This window comes from Brevundimonas sp. ALps5 (genome assembly GCF_058681645.1).
In genome coordinates this window covers 840,511-859,138 of sequence record NZ_CM178744.1, presented here as the reverse complement: position 1 = coordinate 859,138, position 18,628 = coordinate 840,511, and the positions used below count along the sequence as shown (strand labels likewise).

14 protein-coding genes are annotated in these 18,628 nt (G+C 68.0%); 8 read left to right on the top strand and 6 right to left on the bottom strand.

Annotation, left to right across the window (positions count from 1 at the left end; genetic code table 11):
• Positions 1 to 31: 31 nt before the first annotated feature.
• From ACW172_RS04040 to pgsA, 5 genes are all read left to right on the top strand, one after another.
• Positions 32 to 805 carry a proteasome-type protease gene (locus ACW172_RS04040; protein WP_492033904.1) on the top strand — a complete coding sequence of 258 codons (774 nt, stop codon included), beginning with the start codon at positions 32 to 34 and terminating at the stop codon, positions 803 to 805.
• Positions 806 to 858: 53 nt separating this feature from the next.
• Positions 859 to 2,757 carry an excinuclease ABC subunit UvrC gene (uvrC, locus tag ACW172_RS04035; RefSeq protein ID WP_492033903.1) on the top strand — a complete coding sequence of 633 codons (1,899 nt, stop codon included), beginning with the start codon at positions 859 to 861 and terminating at the stop codon, positions 2,755 to 2,757.
• Between the two features lie 74 nt (positions 2,758 to 2,831).
• On the top strand, positions 2,832 to 5,900 hold the full coding sequence (locus tag ACW172_RS04030) for a tetratricopeptide repeat protein (RefSeq protein WP_492033902.1): 3,069 nt from the start codon (positions 2,832 to 2,834) through the stop codon (positions 5,898 to 5,900).
• 40 nt (positions 5,901 to 5,940) lie between these two features.
• Entirely contained in the window at positions 5,941 to 6,573 is a 633-nt protein-coding gene (locus ACW172_RS04025; RefSeq protein WP_492033901.1) for a carbonic anhydrase, read from the top strand.
• A 75-nt stretch (positions 6,574 to 6,648) separates the two neighbouring features.
• Positions 6,649 to 7,305, top strand: coding sequence for a CDP-diacylglycerol--glycerol-3-phosphate 3-phosphatidyltransferase (gene pgsA, locus ACW172_RS04020; protein ID WP_492033900.1), 657 nt, complete (start codon positions 6,649 to 6,651; stop codon positions 7,303 to 7,305).
• Positions 7,306 to 7,319: 14 nt separating this feature from the next.
• Here pgsA and ACW172_RS04015 read toward each other — a convergent pair whose 3' ends face one another.
• The 4 genes from ACW172_RS04015 to ACW172_RS04000 form a co-directional block, all read right to left on the bottom strand.
• Positions 7,320 to 7,535, bottom strand: a complete 216-nt coding sequence (locus tag ACW172_RS04015; protein ID WP_492033899.1) for a hypothetical protein — start codon at positions 7,533 to 7,535, stop codon at positions 7,320 to 7,322.
• Between the two features lie 181 nt (positions 7,536 to 7,716).
• On the bottom strand, positions 7,717 to 8,235 hold the full coding sequence (locus ACW172_RS04010) for a GNAT family N-acetyltransferase (protein ID WP_492034935.1): 519 nt from the start codon (positions 8,233 to 8,235) through the stop codon (positions 7,717 to 7,719).
• A 2-nt stretch (positions 8,236 to 8,237) separates the two neighbouring features.
• Complete coding sequence (locus ACW172_RS04005) at positions 8,238 to 10,298, bottom strand: S46 family peptidase (RefSeq protein ID WP_492033898.1); 2,061 nt, start codon at positions 10,296 to 10,298, stop codon at positions 8,238 to 8,240.
• Between the two features lie 192 nt (positions 10,299 to 10,490).
• Positions 10,491 to 12,572 (bottom strand): S46 family peptidase, encoded by a 2,082-nt coding sequence (locus ACW172_RS04000; RefSeq protein WP_492033897.1) that lies wholly within the window; start codon positions 12,570 to 12,572, stop codon positions 10,491 to 10,493.
• Between the two features lie 183 nt (positions 12,573 to 12,755).
• Here ACW172_RS04000 and ACW172_RS03995 point away from each other — a divergent pair, with 183 nt between their 5' ends.
• From ACW172_RS03995 to ACW172_RS03985, 3 genes are read left to right on the top strand one after another with little or no spacing between them, the layout of a single operon-like run.
• Entirely contained in the window at positions 12,756 to 13,928 is a 1,173-nt protein-coding gene (locus ACW172_RS03995; protein WP_492033896.1) for an ABC transporter permease, read from the top strand.
• On the top strand, positions 13,925 to 14,683 hold the full coding sequence (locus ACW172_RS03990; RefSeq protein WP_492033895.1) for an ABC transporter ATP-binding protein: 759 nt from the start codon (positions 13,925 to 13,927) through the stop codon (positions 14,681 to 14,683). The genes ACW172_RS03995 and ACW172_RS03990 overlap by 4 nt, the downstream gene beginning before the upstream one ends.
• Before the next feature lie 34 nt (positions 14,684 to 14,717).
• Positions 14,718 to 15,728, top strand: a complete 1,011-nt coding sequence (locus ACW172_RS03985) for an efflux RND transporter periplasmic adaptor subunit (protein ID WP_492033894.1) — start codon at positions 14,718 to 14,720, stop codon at positions 15,726 to 15,728.
• A gap of 32 nt (positions 15,729 to 15,760) precedes the next feature.
• On the opposite strand, the gene ACW172_RS03980 is transcribed toward ACW172_RS03985, so the two are convergent.
• The gene (locus ACW172_RS03980; protein WP_492033893.1) at positions 15,761 to 16,408 is read right to left on the bottom strand and encodes a DsbA family oxidoreductase; all 648 of its coding nucleotides are present in this window, start codon (positions 16,406 to 16,408) and stop codon (positions 15,761 to 15,763) included.
• A 60-nt stretch (positions 16,409 to 16,468) separates the two neighbouring features.
• Entirely contained in the window at positions 16,469 to 18,628 is a 2,160-nt protein-coding gene (locus ACW172_RS03975) for a histidine kinase dimerization/phosphoacceptor domain -containing protein (RefSeq protein WP_492033892.1), read from the bottom strand.

The window sequence follows — 18,628 nt, the reverse complement described above, 5'->3', positions numbered from 1 at the left end:
CGCGTGCGCGCCCCGAGGCTGTACTGAACCGATGACCTATTGCGTCGGCATGTTGGTGAACGAAGGTCTGGCGATGATCGCCGACACCCGGACGAACGCGGGCGTCGACAACATCTCGTCCTACAAGAAGCTGCACGTCACCGAGGTGCCGGGCGAGCGCATCATCTCCATCTGCACCGCCGGCAATCTGTCGGTCACCCAGACGGCCCTGTCGATGGTCGCCGAGGGCATCAAGATGCCCGGTCACGACGACATCGAGACCCTTGAGAACACGCCCAGCCTGTTCCGTGCGGCCCAGCTGGTCGGCTATGCGCTCAATCAGGTCCGCAAGGAAATCGCCCCCTCGCTGGAGGCCGACAGCCTGAAGGTCTCGGCCTCCATGCTGCTGGGTGGCCAGATCCGCGGCGGCAAGATGGGTCTCTATCTGATCTACGCCCAGGGCAATTTCATCGAGTGCAGCGCGGACACCCCGTACATGCAGATCGGCGAGCTCAAGTACGGCAAGCCGATCCTCGACCGCGCCCTGCGTCCCGACACCCCGATGGCCGAGGCGGTCAAGCTGGGGTTGATCAGCTTTGACTCGACCATCCGCTCCAACGTCGCCGTCGGCGCCCCGTTCGACATGGTCGTGATCAAGCGCGACAGCGTCCACGGCGAGCAGCGCCGCATCGAGGTCGACGACCCCTACTTCAAGGACCTCGGCCGCCGCTGGTCCGAGGCCCTGGCCAACGCCCACCGCGCCATGCCGGCCCCGCCCTGGCTTGAAGAGACGAACGGCCGTCCGCAGATTTCGGTGGTCGGCTAAGCGGCGGTTCGATCCCGCCAGCAATCGGTTTCAAATCGCCTATATTGCTCCCGATGACCGAGGAGACGATTCTGGCTGAGGATGGTTCGGGCGCGCTGAAGGCCGCCGAGCTGATCCGCGACGAGGCGCGGCGCGCGCCGGACAAGCCGGGCGTCTATCGCATGTACGGCGAGGACGGGACCTGCCTCTATGTGGGCAAGGCGCGGTCGATCAAGAAGCGCATCCTCCAGTACGCCCAGGGGCGGTTCCACACCCAGCGCATCGGGCTGATGGTGTCCCTGACCCGGTCGATGGAGCTGGTGGTGACGGCCTCGGAGACCGAGGCCCTGCTGCTGGAATCCAACTTCATCAAGAAGCTGAAGCCGCGCTTCAACGTCGTCCTGCGCGACGACAAGTCCTTCGCCGAGCTGATGATCCGCCGCGACCACCGCGCGCCCCAGGTTCGCAAGCATCGCGGCGCCCATACGACGCCCGGCGACTATTTCGGCCCCTTCGCCTCGACCTGGGCGGTGAACCGGACGCTGAACACCCTGCAGAAGGCCTTCCTGCTGCGGTCCTGTTCGGACAGCGTCTATGAGACCCGGACGCGGCCCTGCATGCTGCATCAGATCAAGCGCTGCTCGGCGCCCTGCACCGGCCTGATCTCGCTGGAGGACTATGGCGAGCTGGTCACCGAGGCCGAACAGTTCCTGCGTGGCAAGTCGCGCGCGGTCATCGGCCGCCTGTCCGCTGAAATGACCGCGGCCGCCGAGGCCGAGGACTTCGAACAGGCCGCCCGCGTCCGCGATCGCATCCGCGCGCTTTCAGCCATCTCGATGGAGAATTCGGTCTCGGCCGAGGGGGTGGCGGAGGCCGACGTCTTCGCCCTGTTCGCCGAAGGTGGTCAGGCCTGCGTCCAGGTCTTCTTCTATCGCGCCGGCCAGAACTGGGGCGGCCGCGCCTATTTCCCGCGCGTGGACAAGTCCGACACGGATCCCGAGATCCTGTCGTCCTTCCTCGGCCAGTTCTATGAGGACAAGCCGGTGCCGCGCCTGATCCTGTCGAACGTCGTCCCGTTCGAGAAGGAACTGCTGGAAGAGGCTTTCTCGATGAAGGCCAGGGAGGCGGACGGGCGGCGCGTTGTCTCCATCGATCGCCCGCAGCGGGGCGACAAGGCTGCCCTCATCGACCATGCCCTGACCAACGCCCGCGAGGCCCTGGGCCGGAAGATGGCCGAGGGCTCTGCCCAGGGCAAAATCCTCGACGAGGTCTGCGAGGCCTTCGGTCTGGAGAGCCGGCCAGAGCGGATCGAGGTCTATGACAACGCTCACATCTCCGGGACCAATGCGGTTGGCGGCATGATCGTGGCGGGTCCCGAGGGCTTCCAGAAGTCGCAGTACCGCAAGTTCAACATCCGCGATCAGGAGATCACGCCTGGCGACGACTACGGCATGATGCGCGAGGTCATGCGCCGCCGCTTCGGCCGACTGGTCAAGGAAGAGGAGGAGGGCGCCGAGGAGGTGGTCCGTCCTGATCTGCTGCTGATCGACGGTGGCGCGGGCCAGCTGGCCGAGGTGCTGGCCGTGCTGGCCGATCTGGGGCTGGACGACATCCTGGCCGTCGGCGTGGCCAAGGGGCCGGACCGGGATGCGGGTAAGGAGCATTTCTTCGTGCCCGGCAAGCCGCCCTTCATGCTGCCGCTCAAGTCGCCGGCCCTGTATTACATCCAGCGGCTGCGCGACGAGGCCCACCGCTTCGCCAACGGCGCTCACGCCAAGCGCCGGTCGATGGACATCAAGAAGAACCCGCTCGACGAGATCGAGGGCGTCGGACCGGGCCGCAAGAAGGCCCTGCTGCACGCCTTCGGCTCGGCCAAGGGGGTGTCGCGCGCCTCGGTCGTGGACCTCGTCAAGGTCGACGGGATCAGCGAGCCCTTGGCCGAACGCATTCACGCCTTTTTCCGCAAATCCTGATTCTCCAAACAGGGTTCGCCCTCTGGCCCGGCCAAGCTTCCGTGCTAAACCTTTGCGGGAGCTCTGGAGGGGTTATGTCGAAAGCGTGGTTGTGTGCGTTGGCCGCCGTGGTGGCGCTGACGGCGGGTGAGGTGCGTGCCCAGGAGGTCGAGCGCGCCGCGACGCCGTCATGGGTGCGAGCCCTGCCCCGGGAGGTAGCCGCCCCCGCCGACGCCTCGCCGATCCGCATCCTGGCCATGGACCAGCAGGTCCGCTTCACCCGCGACGGGGTGGACACCTACACCTTCCGTCGCTTCCGTGTGCAGACCGCACAGGGTCTGGGCATGCTTTCGACCGTCAGCGCCGTCTGGTCGCCGCCGCGCGAGACCGTCCAGGTTCACGCCGTGCGCATCATCCGCGGTGACCAGATCATCGATCTTCTGGACAGCCAGCAGTTCGAGCTGCTGCGCCGCGAGAGCAATCTGGAAAACGCCACCCTGGACGGCGCCCTGACGGCGACGCTTCAGCCACGCGACCTGCGCGTCGGCGACATTCTGGAAACGGCCTTCACCATCCACGATTCGGGCGGGGTTCTGGCGCCCCACCGCGAGCTGATGGACGGCATGAACTCCACTCTGGTGGTCGATCACTACCGGATGCGGGCCACCTGGCCGGACGATATGCAGATCCGCGTCCAGGGCATCGGCTCCTGGGCCGACGCCGCGGCCCGGCCCGATCGCTCCGGCTGGGTTCTGGAGATCGACAAGCGCGACATGCAGCCACGCCGGATGCCCGACGACCTGCCGTCCCGCTTCTACTTTGACCGGACGATCCAGTTCACAGACTTCTCCGACTGGTCCCAGGCCTCGAACCTGATCGCTCAGCTCTACGTCAAGGCGACGACGCTGGAGGCGGATTCGCCGCTCAAGGCCGAGATCGAACGTATCCGCGCCGAGAACCCGACCCAGGCCGGCCAGGCCGCCGCCGCCCTGCATCTGGTCCAGGACCAGATCCGCTACATCGCCCTGCTGATGGGGGAGGGGAACTACAACCCTGCGTCGGCCGACGACGTCTGGCGCGCGCGCTTTGGCGACTGCAAGGGCAAGACCGCCCTGCTGCTGGCCCTGCTGCACGGCCTGGGCATCAAGGCCGAGGGCGCCATGGTCAGCACGGAGCTGGGCGACGGGCTCGACACCCGCCTGCCGCTTCTGTCCTGGTTCGACCACATCATCGTGCGCGCCGAGGTCGACGGGAAGGTCTACTGGCTGGACGGCACCCGCACCGGTGACCGCGACCTCGCCTCGATCCGCCCGCCGTCCTGGCATTGGGCGCTGCCCGCGCGGACCGGCCCGGTCGCGCTGGAGCGGCTGGTCGTTCCGCCGGCGGACCGGCCGATGACCGACATGATCATCACTGTCGACGCCTCCGAGGGCCTGGACGCCCTGGCCAGGATGGACATGGACATGATCATGACGGGCGACGGGGCCACCGCCTTCCGCCGCCAGATCTCGACCATCCCACCGGCCCAGTTCCAGGAAATCATGAAGTCGCGCTTCCAGGGCGACGATGACGACGACAGCGTGCAGATCACCTCGGTCGAGACCCGCGACGACCTGGCCGCCAACGAGTTCCACATCCTGTTCAAGGGAACGATGCGTCAGGCCTGGGTGGCCAGTTCGGGCGGGCGGCTACTGGCGCTCGACACCACTGGCCTGCGGGCCTCGACCCAGGACGAGCGCAAGGGCCTCTACGTCGCCTGGAAGGACGATCCCTACGCCAACGCCTATCCCTATCAGATCCGCACGCGCACGCGGATCATCCTGCCCAACGGTGGCGCCGGCTTCCGCATCGAGGGCGGCGATCAGGTCGTTGAATCGGGCGGCTACCGGATGGAGCGCGCGGCCTCGATCGTCGACGGCGTCGCCGATGTGGTCGTGACCACGACCAGCATCCTGCCCGAGGTTCCGGCCGCGGAGATGGCCGCGGCCCGGACCCGCAACGAGAACCTGAGCAACGCCCAGATGCGCCTGCGCGCTCCGGCCGACTATCAGGCGACGGCGGCGGACCGCACCCGTCTGGCCACCGCCGAAAGCGACGTCGAGGAACTGGTCAAACGCGCCGAGCGCCTGACCGGGAACGGTGACTACAAGGGCGCAGTCGCCCTGATGGATAGCGCTCTGGAGAAGGAGCCCGAGAATGTGAAGGCCCTGCGCGCGCGGGGCGACGCCCGTCTGGCGGACCACGACTATGAGGGCGCCCGGGCGGACTACGACAAGGCCGTGGATCTGGACCCCGCCGACCTCGAGGCGGTGATCGGCCAGGGCGTCGTCGCGCTCAGCGATGGCCGGCCCTCCGACGCCGTGATCAGCTACAGCGTCGCCCTGCGGCTCGATCCGGGCAGCCTGGGCGGGATGTGGGGGCGCGCCAGCGCCTATTATCAGCTCGGGCGCTACGACCGGGCCCTGGCGGACTTCCGCGCGCTGAAGACCGCCGCGCCCCAGGTCGAGGCCGCCGGCTATGGCGAGCTGCGGTCCCTGTTCCGCCTGAACCGGCTGGACGAGGCCGCGCCGATCATCGCGGCCCTGCTGGAGAAGGACCCGACCGACGGCGTCGGCCTGGACACCCGGGTCAAGCTGGCGACGCTGAAGGGCGAACCGGCGGCGGCCCTGCCGGCGCTCGACGCCGCCGTGACGGCGGCTCCGGAAAATGCCGTACTCCGCGCCCTGCGTGGCAAGACCCGGGTGCTGACGGGCGATGCGGCGGGGGCGCGCGCCGACTTCTCGACCCTGCGCACCCAGGCGGCCGGCGACCCGACCCTGCTCAACAACCTGTGCTGGGCCGAGGCGGAGGCCGGCTTCGATCTGGAGGCGGCCCTGACCGATTGCGACGGCGCCATCGCGGGCGCCGAGGAGGCCGGCTTCATCGACAGCCGGGCGCTCGTCCTGCTGCAGCTAGGCCGTTACGCCGAGGCCAAGGCCGCCTATGACCAGGCTTTGGCGGCCCAGCCCCGGCAGAGCGCTTCGCTCTACGGACGGGGGCAGGCGCGTCTGGCCATGGGCGACGCGGGCGGGGCCCAGGACCTGGCCGCGGCCAAGGCCCTGGACATGGATGTGACGGACAGTTTCGACGCCTTCGCGGCCCGTCACCCGGAACTTTCGCGCTGACGATCTTGGCGTCGCCTTCGGGCGGCGCCAAAAGCGTCTCATGACCGATCCGAAGAACGACGCCCTCGACACCCTGACTGAAGGCTACCGCCGCTTCCGTCAGGACCACTGGCCGGAGGCCCGCGCTGAATACGAGGCCCTGGCCGGAGGGCAGAAGCCGCACACCCTGATCGTCGCCTGTTCCGACAGCCGCGCCGACCCGGCCCTGATCTTCGACGCCGCTCCCGGCGAGCTGTTCGTGGTCCGCAACGTCGCCAACCTGGTCCCGCCCTATGAGCCTGACGGCCAACGCCACGGCGTCTCTGCGGCGCTGGAGTTCGGGGTCAAGGTCCTGGGCGTGTCGCGCATCGTGGTCATGGGCCACGCCAGCTGCGGGGGGGTCGGCGCCATGCTGCACGGCGCCCCCGACAACTGCCGCGATTTCGTCGCCCCCTGGGTCGAGCAGGGCACCCCCGTCGTCCGCCACGTCGCCGAGACGGTCGCCCCCGATCAGGTCCAGAGCGCGGCGGAGGAGGCGGTAGTCCGCCTGTCGATCCGCAATCTGCGCACCTTCCCCTGGATCGCCGAGCGCGAGGCGGCGGGCCAGCTGACCCTGACCGGCCTGCATTTCGGCATCGCCGACGGCGTCCTGCGCAAGCTGGGCGACGGACCCAGGTTCGAACCTCTGGGGTAATCGCCCGTTAGCCCGGATGGTCGCGTCCAGCGGCGAAGCATGGCAAACGGTATGAAGCCGCCTGAAAGAGACCCGATGACCCCCGCCTATCACGCCAATCCGATCCCCAACATCCTGACCGGCATCCGCCTGTTCGCCGGGGTGGTGATGTTCCTGATCCTGGCCGGGGCCACCGGGGGCTTCCCGATCTTCTCGGCCTATCTGGACCCGGACGACCAGTTCGCCCTGTATCGCGTGGCCTTCTGGATCTTCGTGGTCGCGGCCTCGACCGACTGGGTCGACGGCTATCTGGCGCGGCGCTGGAATGCGACGACCCGCTGGGGCGCCATCCTCGACCCCATCGCCGACAAGATCCTGGTCACCGGGGCGATCCTGGGCGTGCTGACCTCGGGCTCGGTGCCCCAGATCGCCATCCCTTGCGGCCTGATCCTGTTCCGAGAGTTCGCCGTCTCGGCGCTGCGCGAAACCACGGCGGGTCGGGTCAAGCTGGATGTCACCCTGCTGGCCAAGTGGAAGACGACCCTGCAGATGGTCGCCCTCGGCGCCCAGCTTCTGGCGCGCAACTGGGACGGCTTCGGCTGGGACCTGGAATATATCGACCAGTTCCAGCTGGTCGCCGACTGGCTGATCTGGCTGGCCGCCTTCGCTACCCTGTGGACCGGCTGGCAGTATTTCGACAAGGCGCGGCGCGAGCTGAACAAGCCCGAAGTCGTCAAGCTGGACCCGCTCTAGGGCCGGAACGGAGGTCAGCGACGGCGGCCGGGAGGCGTGTTGTCGTTCAGCCCCTGGAACGGCTCAGTGGCTTTCGCTGTGTGGCGGAGGGACCGTCGCTCCCGAAGCAGCGCGTGGAAGTCGTCGGCGAGCTCGAGCAGCTGTCGGTTCGACAGACGCCGGGCCACGACGATCAGTTCGTTTTCCAGCTTGCTGAAGCTCCGCAACGATACGCCTGGACGGCTGGGCATGCGAACCTCTGTACGATTTCGGGGGCGGGGGAGACCCGCTGATCAGCTAAATCGTCATGCGTCTCAGTGTCATGGGGGCAGCATGATTAACGCCACGCAGAACTCGCCATTTCTGAAAAGCGTCCACAGCTTTTAGCTGCAAAGCTTGCCGGCTCGCGGGCGGGCGATCAGGCTGACCCGATCATAACGCCTTCGCCAGCACCACGAACTCCAGGTCGCGCCGTTTGGGCAGGCCGAAGCGTTCGTCGTCCAGGGGGAAGGGGTGGATCTCGCCCGTCAGGGCATAGCCGCGCCGTTCGTACCAGGCGATGAGCTCCGCGCGTTGGCGGATGACGGTCATCTCCATGCGCGGCGCCTTCAGTGTCTCCGCCGCGAAGGCCTCGGCGCCCGCCATCAGCTGACGGCCCAGACCGCCGGCCTGCCGGTCCGGATCGACCGACAACATGCCCAGATAGGCCGAGCCGTCGGCCTGATGTGCCACGAGGACGCAGCCGACCAGACCCTCGCCCTCCAGCGCCAGCAGAAGGGTCTTGGCGGGATCGGCGATGATCTCCGCCAGACCGTCCGCGTCGGTGCGCTGACCGCCCAGCAGGTCGGCCTCGTGGGTCCAGCCCTTCCTGGCCGTCTCGCCGCGATAGGCGCTTTCGACCAGACGGTGCAGGGTCGGGATATCGTCCGGCGTCGCCGGTCTGAGGTTCAGGTTCACCGAACCCCCAGCTCAGCGACCAGACCCGACATGCCGTAGACATCGCGCAGGGCGGCGGTGACGGCGCCGGTGGTGACGATGACGCTGCGGTTGACCTGACGGTCATAGCCATAGGCGTTGCGCTGGCTGAGGACGGTCGAGTCGAAATTGGCCCCGACGATCTCGCCCCTGGCATTGACCACCGGCGAGCCCGAAGAGCCGCCGATGGTGTCGGACGACACGGTCATGTCCAGCACGGTGTCGGCCGGGATGCGCTCCTTCGCCGCCAGCAGCTTCGGCGCGACGTCGAACGGCGGAGCGCCGGTGGCGCGGTCCCACAGGCCGGCGAAGGTCGTGAAGGGCCCCCAGCGCTGGCCGGGAACGTCCGAACCCTCGATCTTGCCGTAGGTCAGACGCAGGGTGCCCGTCGCGTCCGGATAGACGGCGTCGCCATAGGCGGCGAAACGGGCGGCGGCCAGTTGCTCCGAGGCGCGGTCGGTCGGGGCCTGGACCTTCGCCTCCCATTCGGTGCGGATGGCGCGGGTCGGCTCCTGGATCGACAGCAGGTACTGGATCATCGGATCGTCGGAGGCCTGAATGGCGGCCAGACCGCCTTCCCACAGGGCGCGGCGCACGGCCGGGTCCGCCAGCTTGGTGCCCGAGACGACGCGCGCCGACAGCTGCTCGGGCGACTCGCGGCCCAGCAGCGGACGGACATAGGGGCTGTCGACGGTCAGCCATTCGCGGGTCTTCGAGAGCCACCATTCCATTCGGATCTGCTCAAGCTCCGGATAGACGGGCTTTTCGGCGAACAGGGCGGTGCGGGCGGCGGACAGGCGGCTGTCGGCGAACTCGGGCAGGCGCTGGTCGGAGGGCTTCTCCCGCTCCTGCGCGCCGCGCACCAGCGTCCGGGCCCAGAGGAACAGCTGCGAGCCGCCGGCGACCGAGGTGGTGCCGATGCCGGTGCCGCCTTCCAGCAGGGCGTAGGGGGCGTAGAGCTCGCGCACGGCGGGCTGGATCGCGGCGAGATCGTTGAAGGTTGCTTCGCCGGCCTTCTGGCGGAAGTCGGCCTCGCCTGCCGCTCGGGTGGCCATGAAGGCCGGGTCGGTCAGGGCGCGCATCCGGCCCAGACCGCGCTTGTAGGTGTTCTCGAGGCTGACGATCGGGTCCATGGCCTCGAAGGCCTGACGCTCGCCCTCTTCGGAATAGCGGATCATCCGGCCGCGCAGCTCCGAGGCGATCAGCTGGTCCATCGGCAGGACCACGTCGCGCACCGTCATCAGCTGGTCCTGAGTCAGCAGACGCTGGGTCGCGCCCGGGCTGCCGGAGACAAAGACGGGCGTGCCCTCGACCGGGGCCGAGGCGTTCCACTTGAAATGGGTCGGGGTCCGGGCGGGCGCGTCGTTCTCGTACAGCCGGATGAAGGCCGCATCGATGGCGAAGCGCGGGAAGGAGAAGTTGTCGAGGTCGCCGCCAAAGGTCGCGGCCCGGTCCTCGGGCGCGAAGGCCAGGCGGACGTCGGTGTACTTCTTGTAGGTGTAGAGCTTGAACTGGCCGCCCCGGTACAGGCTGACGACCTGACAGCGCTTGTCGGTGGCGTCGCCGCAGGCCTCGCTCTCGATCCGCCCGGCCTCGGCGTCGCGGGCCTGGGTGAAGGCGGACCCCGACAGGCCTTCGCCGGCCTTGTGCATGCGCTCGGTGACATCGGCGATGCCGGTCAGGACCTCGGCGGTCGAGCCCGGGCATTTGACCTCTTCCTCACGCGCCTTCGGGGTGAAGCCGGTCTCGGCGTAGTTGGTCGCCTGGGTCGAGATATTGGCCACGCAGGTCGCGACGCAGTGGTTGTTGGTCATCACCAGCCCCTCGCCGGAGACGATCCCCGCCGAACAGCCGCCGAACTTCACCGACGACAGCCGCACCTGATCGAGGAAATCCTGATCGATGCGGGTCCCCAAGGTCTGGTTGGCCCGGGCGATGGGGAAGTTGTCGAAGGTCCACATGCCTTCCTCGGCACTGGCCGAGGAGGCGGCGGCGAAGCCGAGGACGGCGATGGAGGCGGCGAAGGCGAGATGACGCATGGATAACTCCTGTTTCCTCCCTGTCGCGCAGCAATGGGGAGGTGGATCGGCGGCCGCTTGGCCGGCGAGACGGAGGGGGTCTTGAAGCGGACGCGGTCCGAGGTCTTCAGATCGTGGTGCGGCGAGAGCCCCTCCACCACTTCGTGGTCCCCCTCCCCATTCGCAAAGCAGCGAACGGGGAGGAGATATCGATCAGCGAACCCCCAGTTCCGCTAGCAGGCGGGGCTGGTGGTAGATGTTGCGCAGGGCCTCGGTGATGGCGGCGGTCGAGACCGTCACCGTCCGGTTCAGCGTGCCGTCGTAGCCGAACGACCCGCCCAGCGAGTGGATGTTGCCGTCGAAGGCCGCGCCGATGACTTCACCCCTGGCGTTGATCACGGGCGAGCCCGAGTTGCCGCCGATGATGTCGTTGGTCGAGACGAAGTCGTAGACGGTCTGCTTGTTCACCTTCGACTCGTTGTCGAGGAAGGCCTGGGCCGCGTTGAACGGCTCGGCGCCCGTGGCCCGCTCATAGAGGCCGCCCATATAGGTGAAGGGCGGGACGGTGACGCCGCGATAGGTCCAGCCCTCGACAGCGCCATAGGACAGGCGAAGCGAGAAGGTCGCGTCGGGATAGAGGTTGGTGCCGTAGACCGCGAACCGGGCCTGGGCGATCTTCTCGCCGGCCTTGGCGGTCGGGCCGTTGACCGCCGAGTCCCACTGGGCGCGCACGGCCTGGGCCGCGTCGTCATTGGCCAGGACGAAGGCGATCATCGGGTCGCCGGAGGCGGCCAGCTGTTCCGGCGTCATGGCGAACATCTGTGCACGGACGGCCGGATCGCCCAGCTTCGTACCCTGAACCAGACGGTCGGCGATGTCGGCCGGAGCGTCCTTGCCGAGCATGGCCTTCACCTCGGCGTTGTCGACGGTCAGGTACTCCCGCGTCTTCAGCATCCAGTGGGTCAGGTAGATTTCTTCCAGACCCTGATCGATCGGGGTGACTTCGGCCAGACGCCGGGCCTGCTGGGCCAGGGCGGCGTCGGTATAGCCGGCGCGGCGTTCGGCCAGGGGCTTGGCGCGTTCCTTCGCCGCGCGGACGATGGTCTTGGCGTAGCGGTACAGGTCCGAGCCGCCGCCGGCCGAGGCTTCCAGCTGGCGGTAGGGCAGGTAGAGGTCGCGAGCCGAGGCCTGGACGCGCTCCAGATCACCCCACGGATCGCCGATGCGGGCGGCGATGGCGGGATCGGCGGCGACGCGGGCGCGCAGCTCGGCCTCTTCCTCACGCTTCTTGCCCATGAAGGCCGGGTCGGTCAGGGCGCCTTCCTGGCCGTAATAGACCTTGAAGCTGTTCTCCAGGCCGAACAGGGGGTCGAAGACGACCCGCTTGGCCTCTTCCGAGGTGGTCGCATATTCCTGCAGCCGGCCGCGCAGCTCCGAGGCCTGGATCAGGGTGATCGGGTTCACCTGATCGCGCAGGCGTTCCAGCTGCGACATGGTCAGCAGGCGCGAGGTCGAGCCCGGGTTGCCCGCGACGAAGGTGACGTCGCCTTCCTTGGGCGGGTTCGGGTTCCAGGTCAGGTGGGTCGGGGTCGAGACCGGCTTGCCGTCCTCATAGATGCGCAGGAAGCCGGTATCGAGGGCGTAGCGCGGGAAGTTGAAGTTGTCGGGGTCCCCACCGAAGAAGGCGGCCTGGTTCTCCGGGGCGAAGACCAGACGGACGTCCTCGTACTTGCGGAACTTGTACAGGGCGTAGCGGCCGCCGCGGTAGAAGCTGATGACCTGACAGGTCTGGGTTTCCTTGTCGGTGCAGTTCTCGTCCTCGATCTTCGTCGTCTCGGCGGCGCGCGCCTGGACGAAGGCCGCGCCCTCCAGGCCCTGGCCGGCGCCCAGAACCCGGTCGGTGACGTCGACGATGTCGGTCAGGATCTCGGCGGTCTCGCCGGGGCATTCCTTCTCTTCCTCGCGGTTGGCGGTCAGGAAGCCGTTCTTGACGTAGTCATGCTCGGCCGAGGACAGTTCCTGGGCGCAGCCGACGACGCAGTGCCAGTTGGTCAGGATCAGGCCTTCGCCCGAGACCAGCGAGGCTGAGCAGCCGTTGATGCGGACCGCCGAGTTACGGACATGGTCCAGCCAGGCCTGGTCGATGTGGGTGCCGTATTTGTCGTTCACCGTCTGGATCGGGAAGTTGTCGAAGGTCCACATGCCCTCGTCCGCCTTCGCGGGGGTAGAGGCGGCGGACAGGACAGCCGTGGCCGCGCCGAGCGTAGCGAGTGAGACGGTGAAACGTAGCGACATAGGGTCGATCTCCGATTGGAACGCGGGAGTGCTAGACCCAAGCCGGGGGACCTGTCCATGCCGTCGGCCTGTGTCGTCGCGACACGCCCTTCGGCCGACGCGGCGCCTTACCCCGATTTAACTTGGTCTTGATCTCCGGCGGCCTCAGATAACGGCAACACTTCGGGGTTGAAACGCTTTTCCATGTCGCTTGCACTATCCACGCTGCTGTTCGAGTGGCGGCGCTATATGGCCGCCGTCATGGCGCTCGCCCTGTCCGGCCTCCTGGTCCTGGCCATGACCGGTGTCTTCATCGGCATCGGTAAGGGCTTCACCGCCACGATCGAACGTTCCAGCGCCGACATCATCATCATGCAGCCGGGCGCCAAAAGCCTGATGGGCGGCCCCTCGGGCGTGCCGCGCCGGTTCATCCCGCTCGCCTACAACCACCCCGAGGTGGTCGAGGTTAAGCCGCTGGACGGTGCCGGCGGCTCGTTCCAGTCGATCAAGAACGTCGATCCGACCATGTCCCAGGCCGAACGCGCCCGGCGCGGTGCGCCCAAGCAGCAGTTCGTCCAGACCTCGATCATCGACACCACGCCCGGTTCGGTGACCATTCCGACCGACTATTCCCAGGAACTGATCGACGCCCTGCGCCAGCCCTATACGGTCGCCATCGACGAGACGGCGCTCAAGCCGCTGGGCGTCAAACTGGGCGACAAGGCGCTGTATAACGGCCAGACCGTGACCGTGGTCGCCGTCCTGCGCGGCTATCCCAACATGATGCAGTCCACCATCGTGATGTCGCGCGACACCCTGCGGATGGTGGGCCAGGCCGACACCGGTCCGCGCGTCGGACCGCTGATGGTCAAGCTGCGCGATCCCGCCCGTTCCCAGATCGTCGCCGCTCAGCTCAACGCCATCGGCAACGGCCAGTGGAAGGCCTGGACGCGTCAGGAACTGGCCGACGCCAACGCCGGCGCCATGTTCGAAGAGGGCATCCTGGTCATCATCATCGGCGGCTGCGTGGTGCTCGGCACCATCATCGGCGTAGCCATCACCTGGCAGACCCTGCGCGGCGCCATCATGGCCAACATCAAGGAGTTCGCCTCCCTGCGGGCGCTCGGCGTCGGCATGGGTTCGCTCAACCGGATCGTGGTCGAGCTCAGCTTCTGGGTCGGCTGCGTCGGGGTGGTGGCGGCCATCGTCCTGACCTGGCTGGTGTCGCTGCTGGCCATGGCCAACGCCGTCATCATCGCCCTGCCGCCCATGCTGCTGGTGGTGGTCGGCGGCGGTCTGATCCTGATCGCCATGCTGTCCGGCATCCTGTCGCTGGGCATCCTCAAGAACAGCCAACCGGCGGACCTGCTGCGATGAACGCCCATACGAAAGTTCACGGCAAGCACGGCGACTTCGCCATCGAGGCCAAGAAGCTGGTCAAGCGCTTCAAGTCCGGCAAGGCTTACGTCGAGGTGCTCAAAGGCGTCGATTTCGATGCCCGCCACGGCGATCTGACCATGGTCATGGGGCCCTCGGGCTCGGGCAAGTCGACCCTGATCGCGGCGCTCTCGGGCCTGCTGCGTCCGGAGGAAGGCCGCGTCGACGCCCTCGACGTCGATGATCTGTGGAAGCTTTCCAGCGGCCGGATCGACAAGTTCCGCCTGGACCACTGCGGCTTCATCTTCCAGGGCTTCAACCTGTTCCCGGCCCTGACCGCCCTGCAGCAGGTCGAGATCGTGCTCAAATTCCAGGGCCTCACGCCCGGCCAGGCGAAGAAGCGCGCCACCGAGGCCCTGACCGAGGTCGGACTGTCGCATCGCCTGCACCAGCGCCCCGCCATCCTGTCGGGCGGTGAGAAGCAGCGCGTCGCCATCGCCCGGGCCCTGGCCAAGGATCCCAAGATCCTCTTCGCCGACGAACCGACCTCGGCGCTGGACGGCGAGAACGGCCAGGTGGTCATCCGCCTGCTGCGTCGCGCCGCCACTGAACACGGCGCCGCCGTCATCTGCGTGACCCACGATCCCCGCCTCGAGGCCTGGGCCGACCGGGTCATCAAGATCGAGGACGGCGTCATCGTCTCCGACGAGCGGCGGGTCCCCGACCCGACCGCCACCCTCTCCTCGCACCACTAATCGCCAGAACACGATCCCTCAGGACCCAACGCAAATGCCCGCCTTTCTGAAGAACAAATGGACCTGGATCGGCCTTCTGCTGATCATCGTGCTGGTCGTCGGCTTCCTCGTCGTCAGCAAGGGACAGGCCGCCAAGAAGGCCGAGGTCGAGAAGGCCGCGGCGACCAAGGTCGAGAGCCCCTATGCGGCTATCGCCAACGGCAAAGTCGATATCGAGGGCGGCATCATCCAGGTCGCGGCCCGTCGCGGCGGCATCATTCGCGAAGTCCTGGTCCAGGAAGGCGACCGCGTCGTCGCCGGCCAGATCCTGGCCCGGCAGGAAGACGATGAAGCCCGTCTGGCCGTCCAGAGCGCCCGCGCCGCCGTCGCCCAGTCGGAAAGCCAGCTGGCCCAGATCCGCGTCGACATCCGCACCGCCCAGCGCGAGCGCGACCGCCTGCAGAAGCTGGTCGCCACCAACTTCGTCGCCGCCCAGCGCATCGACCAGGCCCAGGACGCCATCGACATGGCCCAGGCCCGCCTGGGGTCCCAGACGGCCGCCGTCCAGACCGCCCGCGCCCAGCTGTCTCAGTCGCTCTACAACGAAGAGCTGACGGTGATCCGCAGCCCCATGGCCGGCCGCATCGTTCGCCGCTACGCCAACCCCGGCGCCGGCGCCTCGACCCTGAACGTCTCGGCCATGTTCGATCTGGAGCCCGACGCCCCGCGCATCGCCCGCGCCGAGATCGTCGAATCCGACATCCCCAACATCGCCGCCGGTCAGGCCGTCGAGATCACGCCGGAAGGCGACCCGACCAAGGTCTATATCGGTTCGGTCCTGCGCCGCGCCGCCGTCTTCGGCGCCCGCAAACTGGCGTCCGACGACCCGTCGCAACGCTCCGACGAACGCGTCGTCGAGGTCGTGGTCTCGGCCGGCGACGCGCCCCTGCTGATCGGCCAGCGCGTCCTGGTCAAGTTCATGAAGCCCGGCCAGACCGCCGGCGCCCCGCGCGCTCCGTCCAACGGCGTGCCGGCCACGCGTTCGATGCGTCAGCCGGGGGCGTAATCTGATCCTTCTCCCCTTGCGGGAGAAGGACTCTAGGCCTCCGCCGCGACCTGCCTCAGGGCGCCTTCGAAGACCTCGGCGGGCTGACCGCCCGAGATCAGATATTTGTCATTGATGATGACGGCCGGGACGGAGCTGATCCCCCGGCTGCGCCACAGCTCTTGCGCCGCGCGCACCTCGGCGGCATAGCGGCCCGAGGCCAGCACCTCCGCCGCCTCCGCCCGGTCCAGTCCGACCGAGGCCGCCGCATCGGCCAGGACCTCAGGGTCTCCGGGGTTCAGCTGTTTCGTGAAATAGGCCTCGAACAGGGCCGCCTTCAGCGCCGCCTGCCTGCCGCTCTCTTCCGCCCAGTGCAGCAGCCGGTGGGCGTCGAAGGTGTTGTAGATGCGGCTCTCATCCGTCATCCGCATCTCGAAGCCGTATTCGGCGGCGCGGCCCTTGATCATGGCCCGGGTCTGGGCCGACTGCTGCGGCGTCGCCCCATATTTGCGGCCGATGTGTTCGACGATGTTCTCGCCCTCGGGCGCCATCTGCGGGTTCAGCTCGAACGGCTGGAAGTGGATGTCGACGTCCGCCAGATCCCCGACCCGGCCGATCGCCGTCTCCAGCCCGCCCAGTCCGATCACGCACCAGGGGCAGGAGACGTCGGAGACGAAGTCGATCTTGATCGGGGTCGGCATGGCGATTGTCCTCAGGGGTTCGTCCGCATATGGGCGCTGATGCGTCCCCCGCCAGACCCGTCAGCCGATCGGCGCCGTCAGGATGACCCGCAGACCCGGCCTGGCGGCCCGATATTCGATCGCCGCCCCCAGCTGGCCGGCCAGGCTTTCGATCAGGCGCGAGCCGAAGCCCTTGCCCGACTGGTGCCCGCCCACCCCCTCGTCGGCGACGATGACCCGGGCAGAGCCGCGGTCTTCCTCCAGCGTCACGTACAAAGGGCCCGGGCTGCCGCCATAGGCGTATTTCTGGGCGTTGATGATCAGTTCGGTCAGGACCAGGCCGAAGGTCACGGCGCGACCGGCCTCGATGCTGATCGGCGCCAATTCGGTATGGATCAGCGTGGCCCAGTCCTGACCCGAGGAGGTCGCCATGTCCTCGATCAGCTCCGAGAAATAGCGACCCAGATCGATCGTCTCGAACTGGTCGGCGCGGTACAGGCGGCTGTGAACCAGCGACACCGCCTTCACCCTCCGCTGGGCTTCCTTCAGCACCTCGGACGGCGGCCGGGTATCCACATTGTCGCGCGCCTGCAGCGACAGGAAGCTGGCGATCAGCTGAAGGCTGTTCTGAACCCTGTGATTGACCTCGCGCAGCAGGAAGTCCTGATGCTCGAGTTTCAGGTCGCGGTCGGCGACCGATTCCTGCAGCGACTGGTTGACCCGGCGCATCTGGCGCAGCGCCCGAAGTTCGAACAGGGCGTCGCGGAACCGGCCGGCGCTTTCGATCTCGGGGTTGGTCCAGCGCTGGGCCCGGCCGCTCACCGTCTCGGTCCATTCGGTGAAGCTGGCGCGCGGCGTCAGCTTGCCCGCCTCGCCCGTCTTGACCGCCGTATGCGGATCGCCCGCCCAGCGCACGACCTCCAGCTTTTCGGCCCGGAACCACATCAGGACGAAGGGCTCTTCGGCGGCGATAACGAAGGCCATGAAGCCACTGGCCTCGGCCTTCCAGGCAGTCGCCGCCGGGAAAATTTCCGACAGGCTGGCGCTTGAGACAAGCCGTCCCGCCGCAGTCTTCGCCACCCAGTTCCCGAGGGCCGCGACGCCATCGGCCGGCGGGCAGGCGCCGCCGGTCGAGACGTTCTTGCCGCGCAGCACGGCCGCGCCTGTCGCCCCGATCAGGGACGCGATCTCGTCGAGGTGCTTGGCCAGGGCCGCGTCGAGCGGTTCCTCAAGCGGGATGCGGGCGACGAGCTCGTCCTCAAGCCCGCGCAGCCGCACCCGCTCGCGATACAGTTCGGCGTCGTCCTTGGCCTTGAGCTGTCGGGCCAGGCCCCGGGCGAGGGCAGTGGCGGCGATCCGCGTCTCATGGGTCAGAAGCCGGGACCGGCTGTCATGGCAGGCGACCAGACCCCACAGCACCCCGTCGGTGACGATGGAGATCGAAGCGGAGGATCCGACCTCCATGTTGCGCAAATACTGGAGGTGGATCGGCGAAACGCTGCGCAGGACGCTGTCGCTCATGTCCAGCGGCGGCTCGCCCTCCGGCAGGGCGGGACGCAGGGGGCGCGGGGCATAGCGCACCTCGGGGATGACCCGCACCGGGTTGCGGACATAGAGGGCGCGCGCCTGCTTCGGAATGTCCGTCGCCGGGAAGTGGTGGTTCAGGAAGGACGACATCTCCGGCGCCTTCGACTCCGCCAGCACGCTGCCCGCCTCGTCGTCGAGGAAGCGGTAGATCATCACCCTCTCGAAGCCGGTCAGACTGCGGAACTCGTCGGCGGCGCGGGCGGCCAGCTGGCGGACATTGGCGGCGCGTTCGAAGGCGACCCCGGCCTTGTCCATCCGCGACAGGAGGTCGATGCCGATGTGGGTCGTGTCGCCGCTACGTTCGACTTCGACGATCCGCCGCGTCCCGCTCAGATGAGTGCTGACGTCGAAGGCCTCGCCCGAGGGCGCGGTCCAGCGGCCGACGAAGACGGCGCCCTCGCCGGGGGCGGGGGACGCGGCGGCTTGCGCTATCACTTCGCCGAGCAGGGCGGAGACGGGCTGTCCGACCCAATCCTGGACGCCGGTAATGTCTTCGATGTCGCCCGCGCCGTGGGCCACGACGGCGTCATCGGCGCCGGTCACCAGCATGAAGCCGTGGGGCTGGATCGACCCCGGGATGTGGATGGGTTCGCGGTCGCAGTCGTTCAGATCGGCGTCGGAGACGGCAAGGTCAGCAGAGAGCGTTTCAGGCAC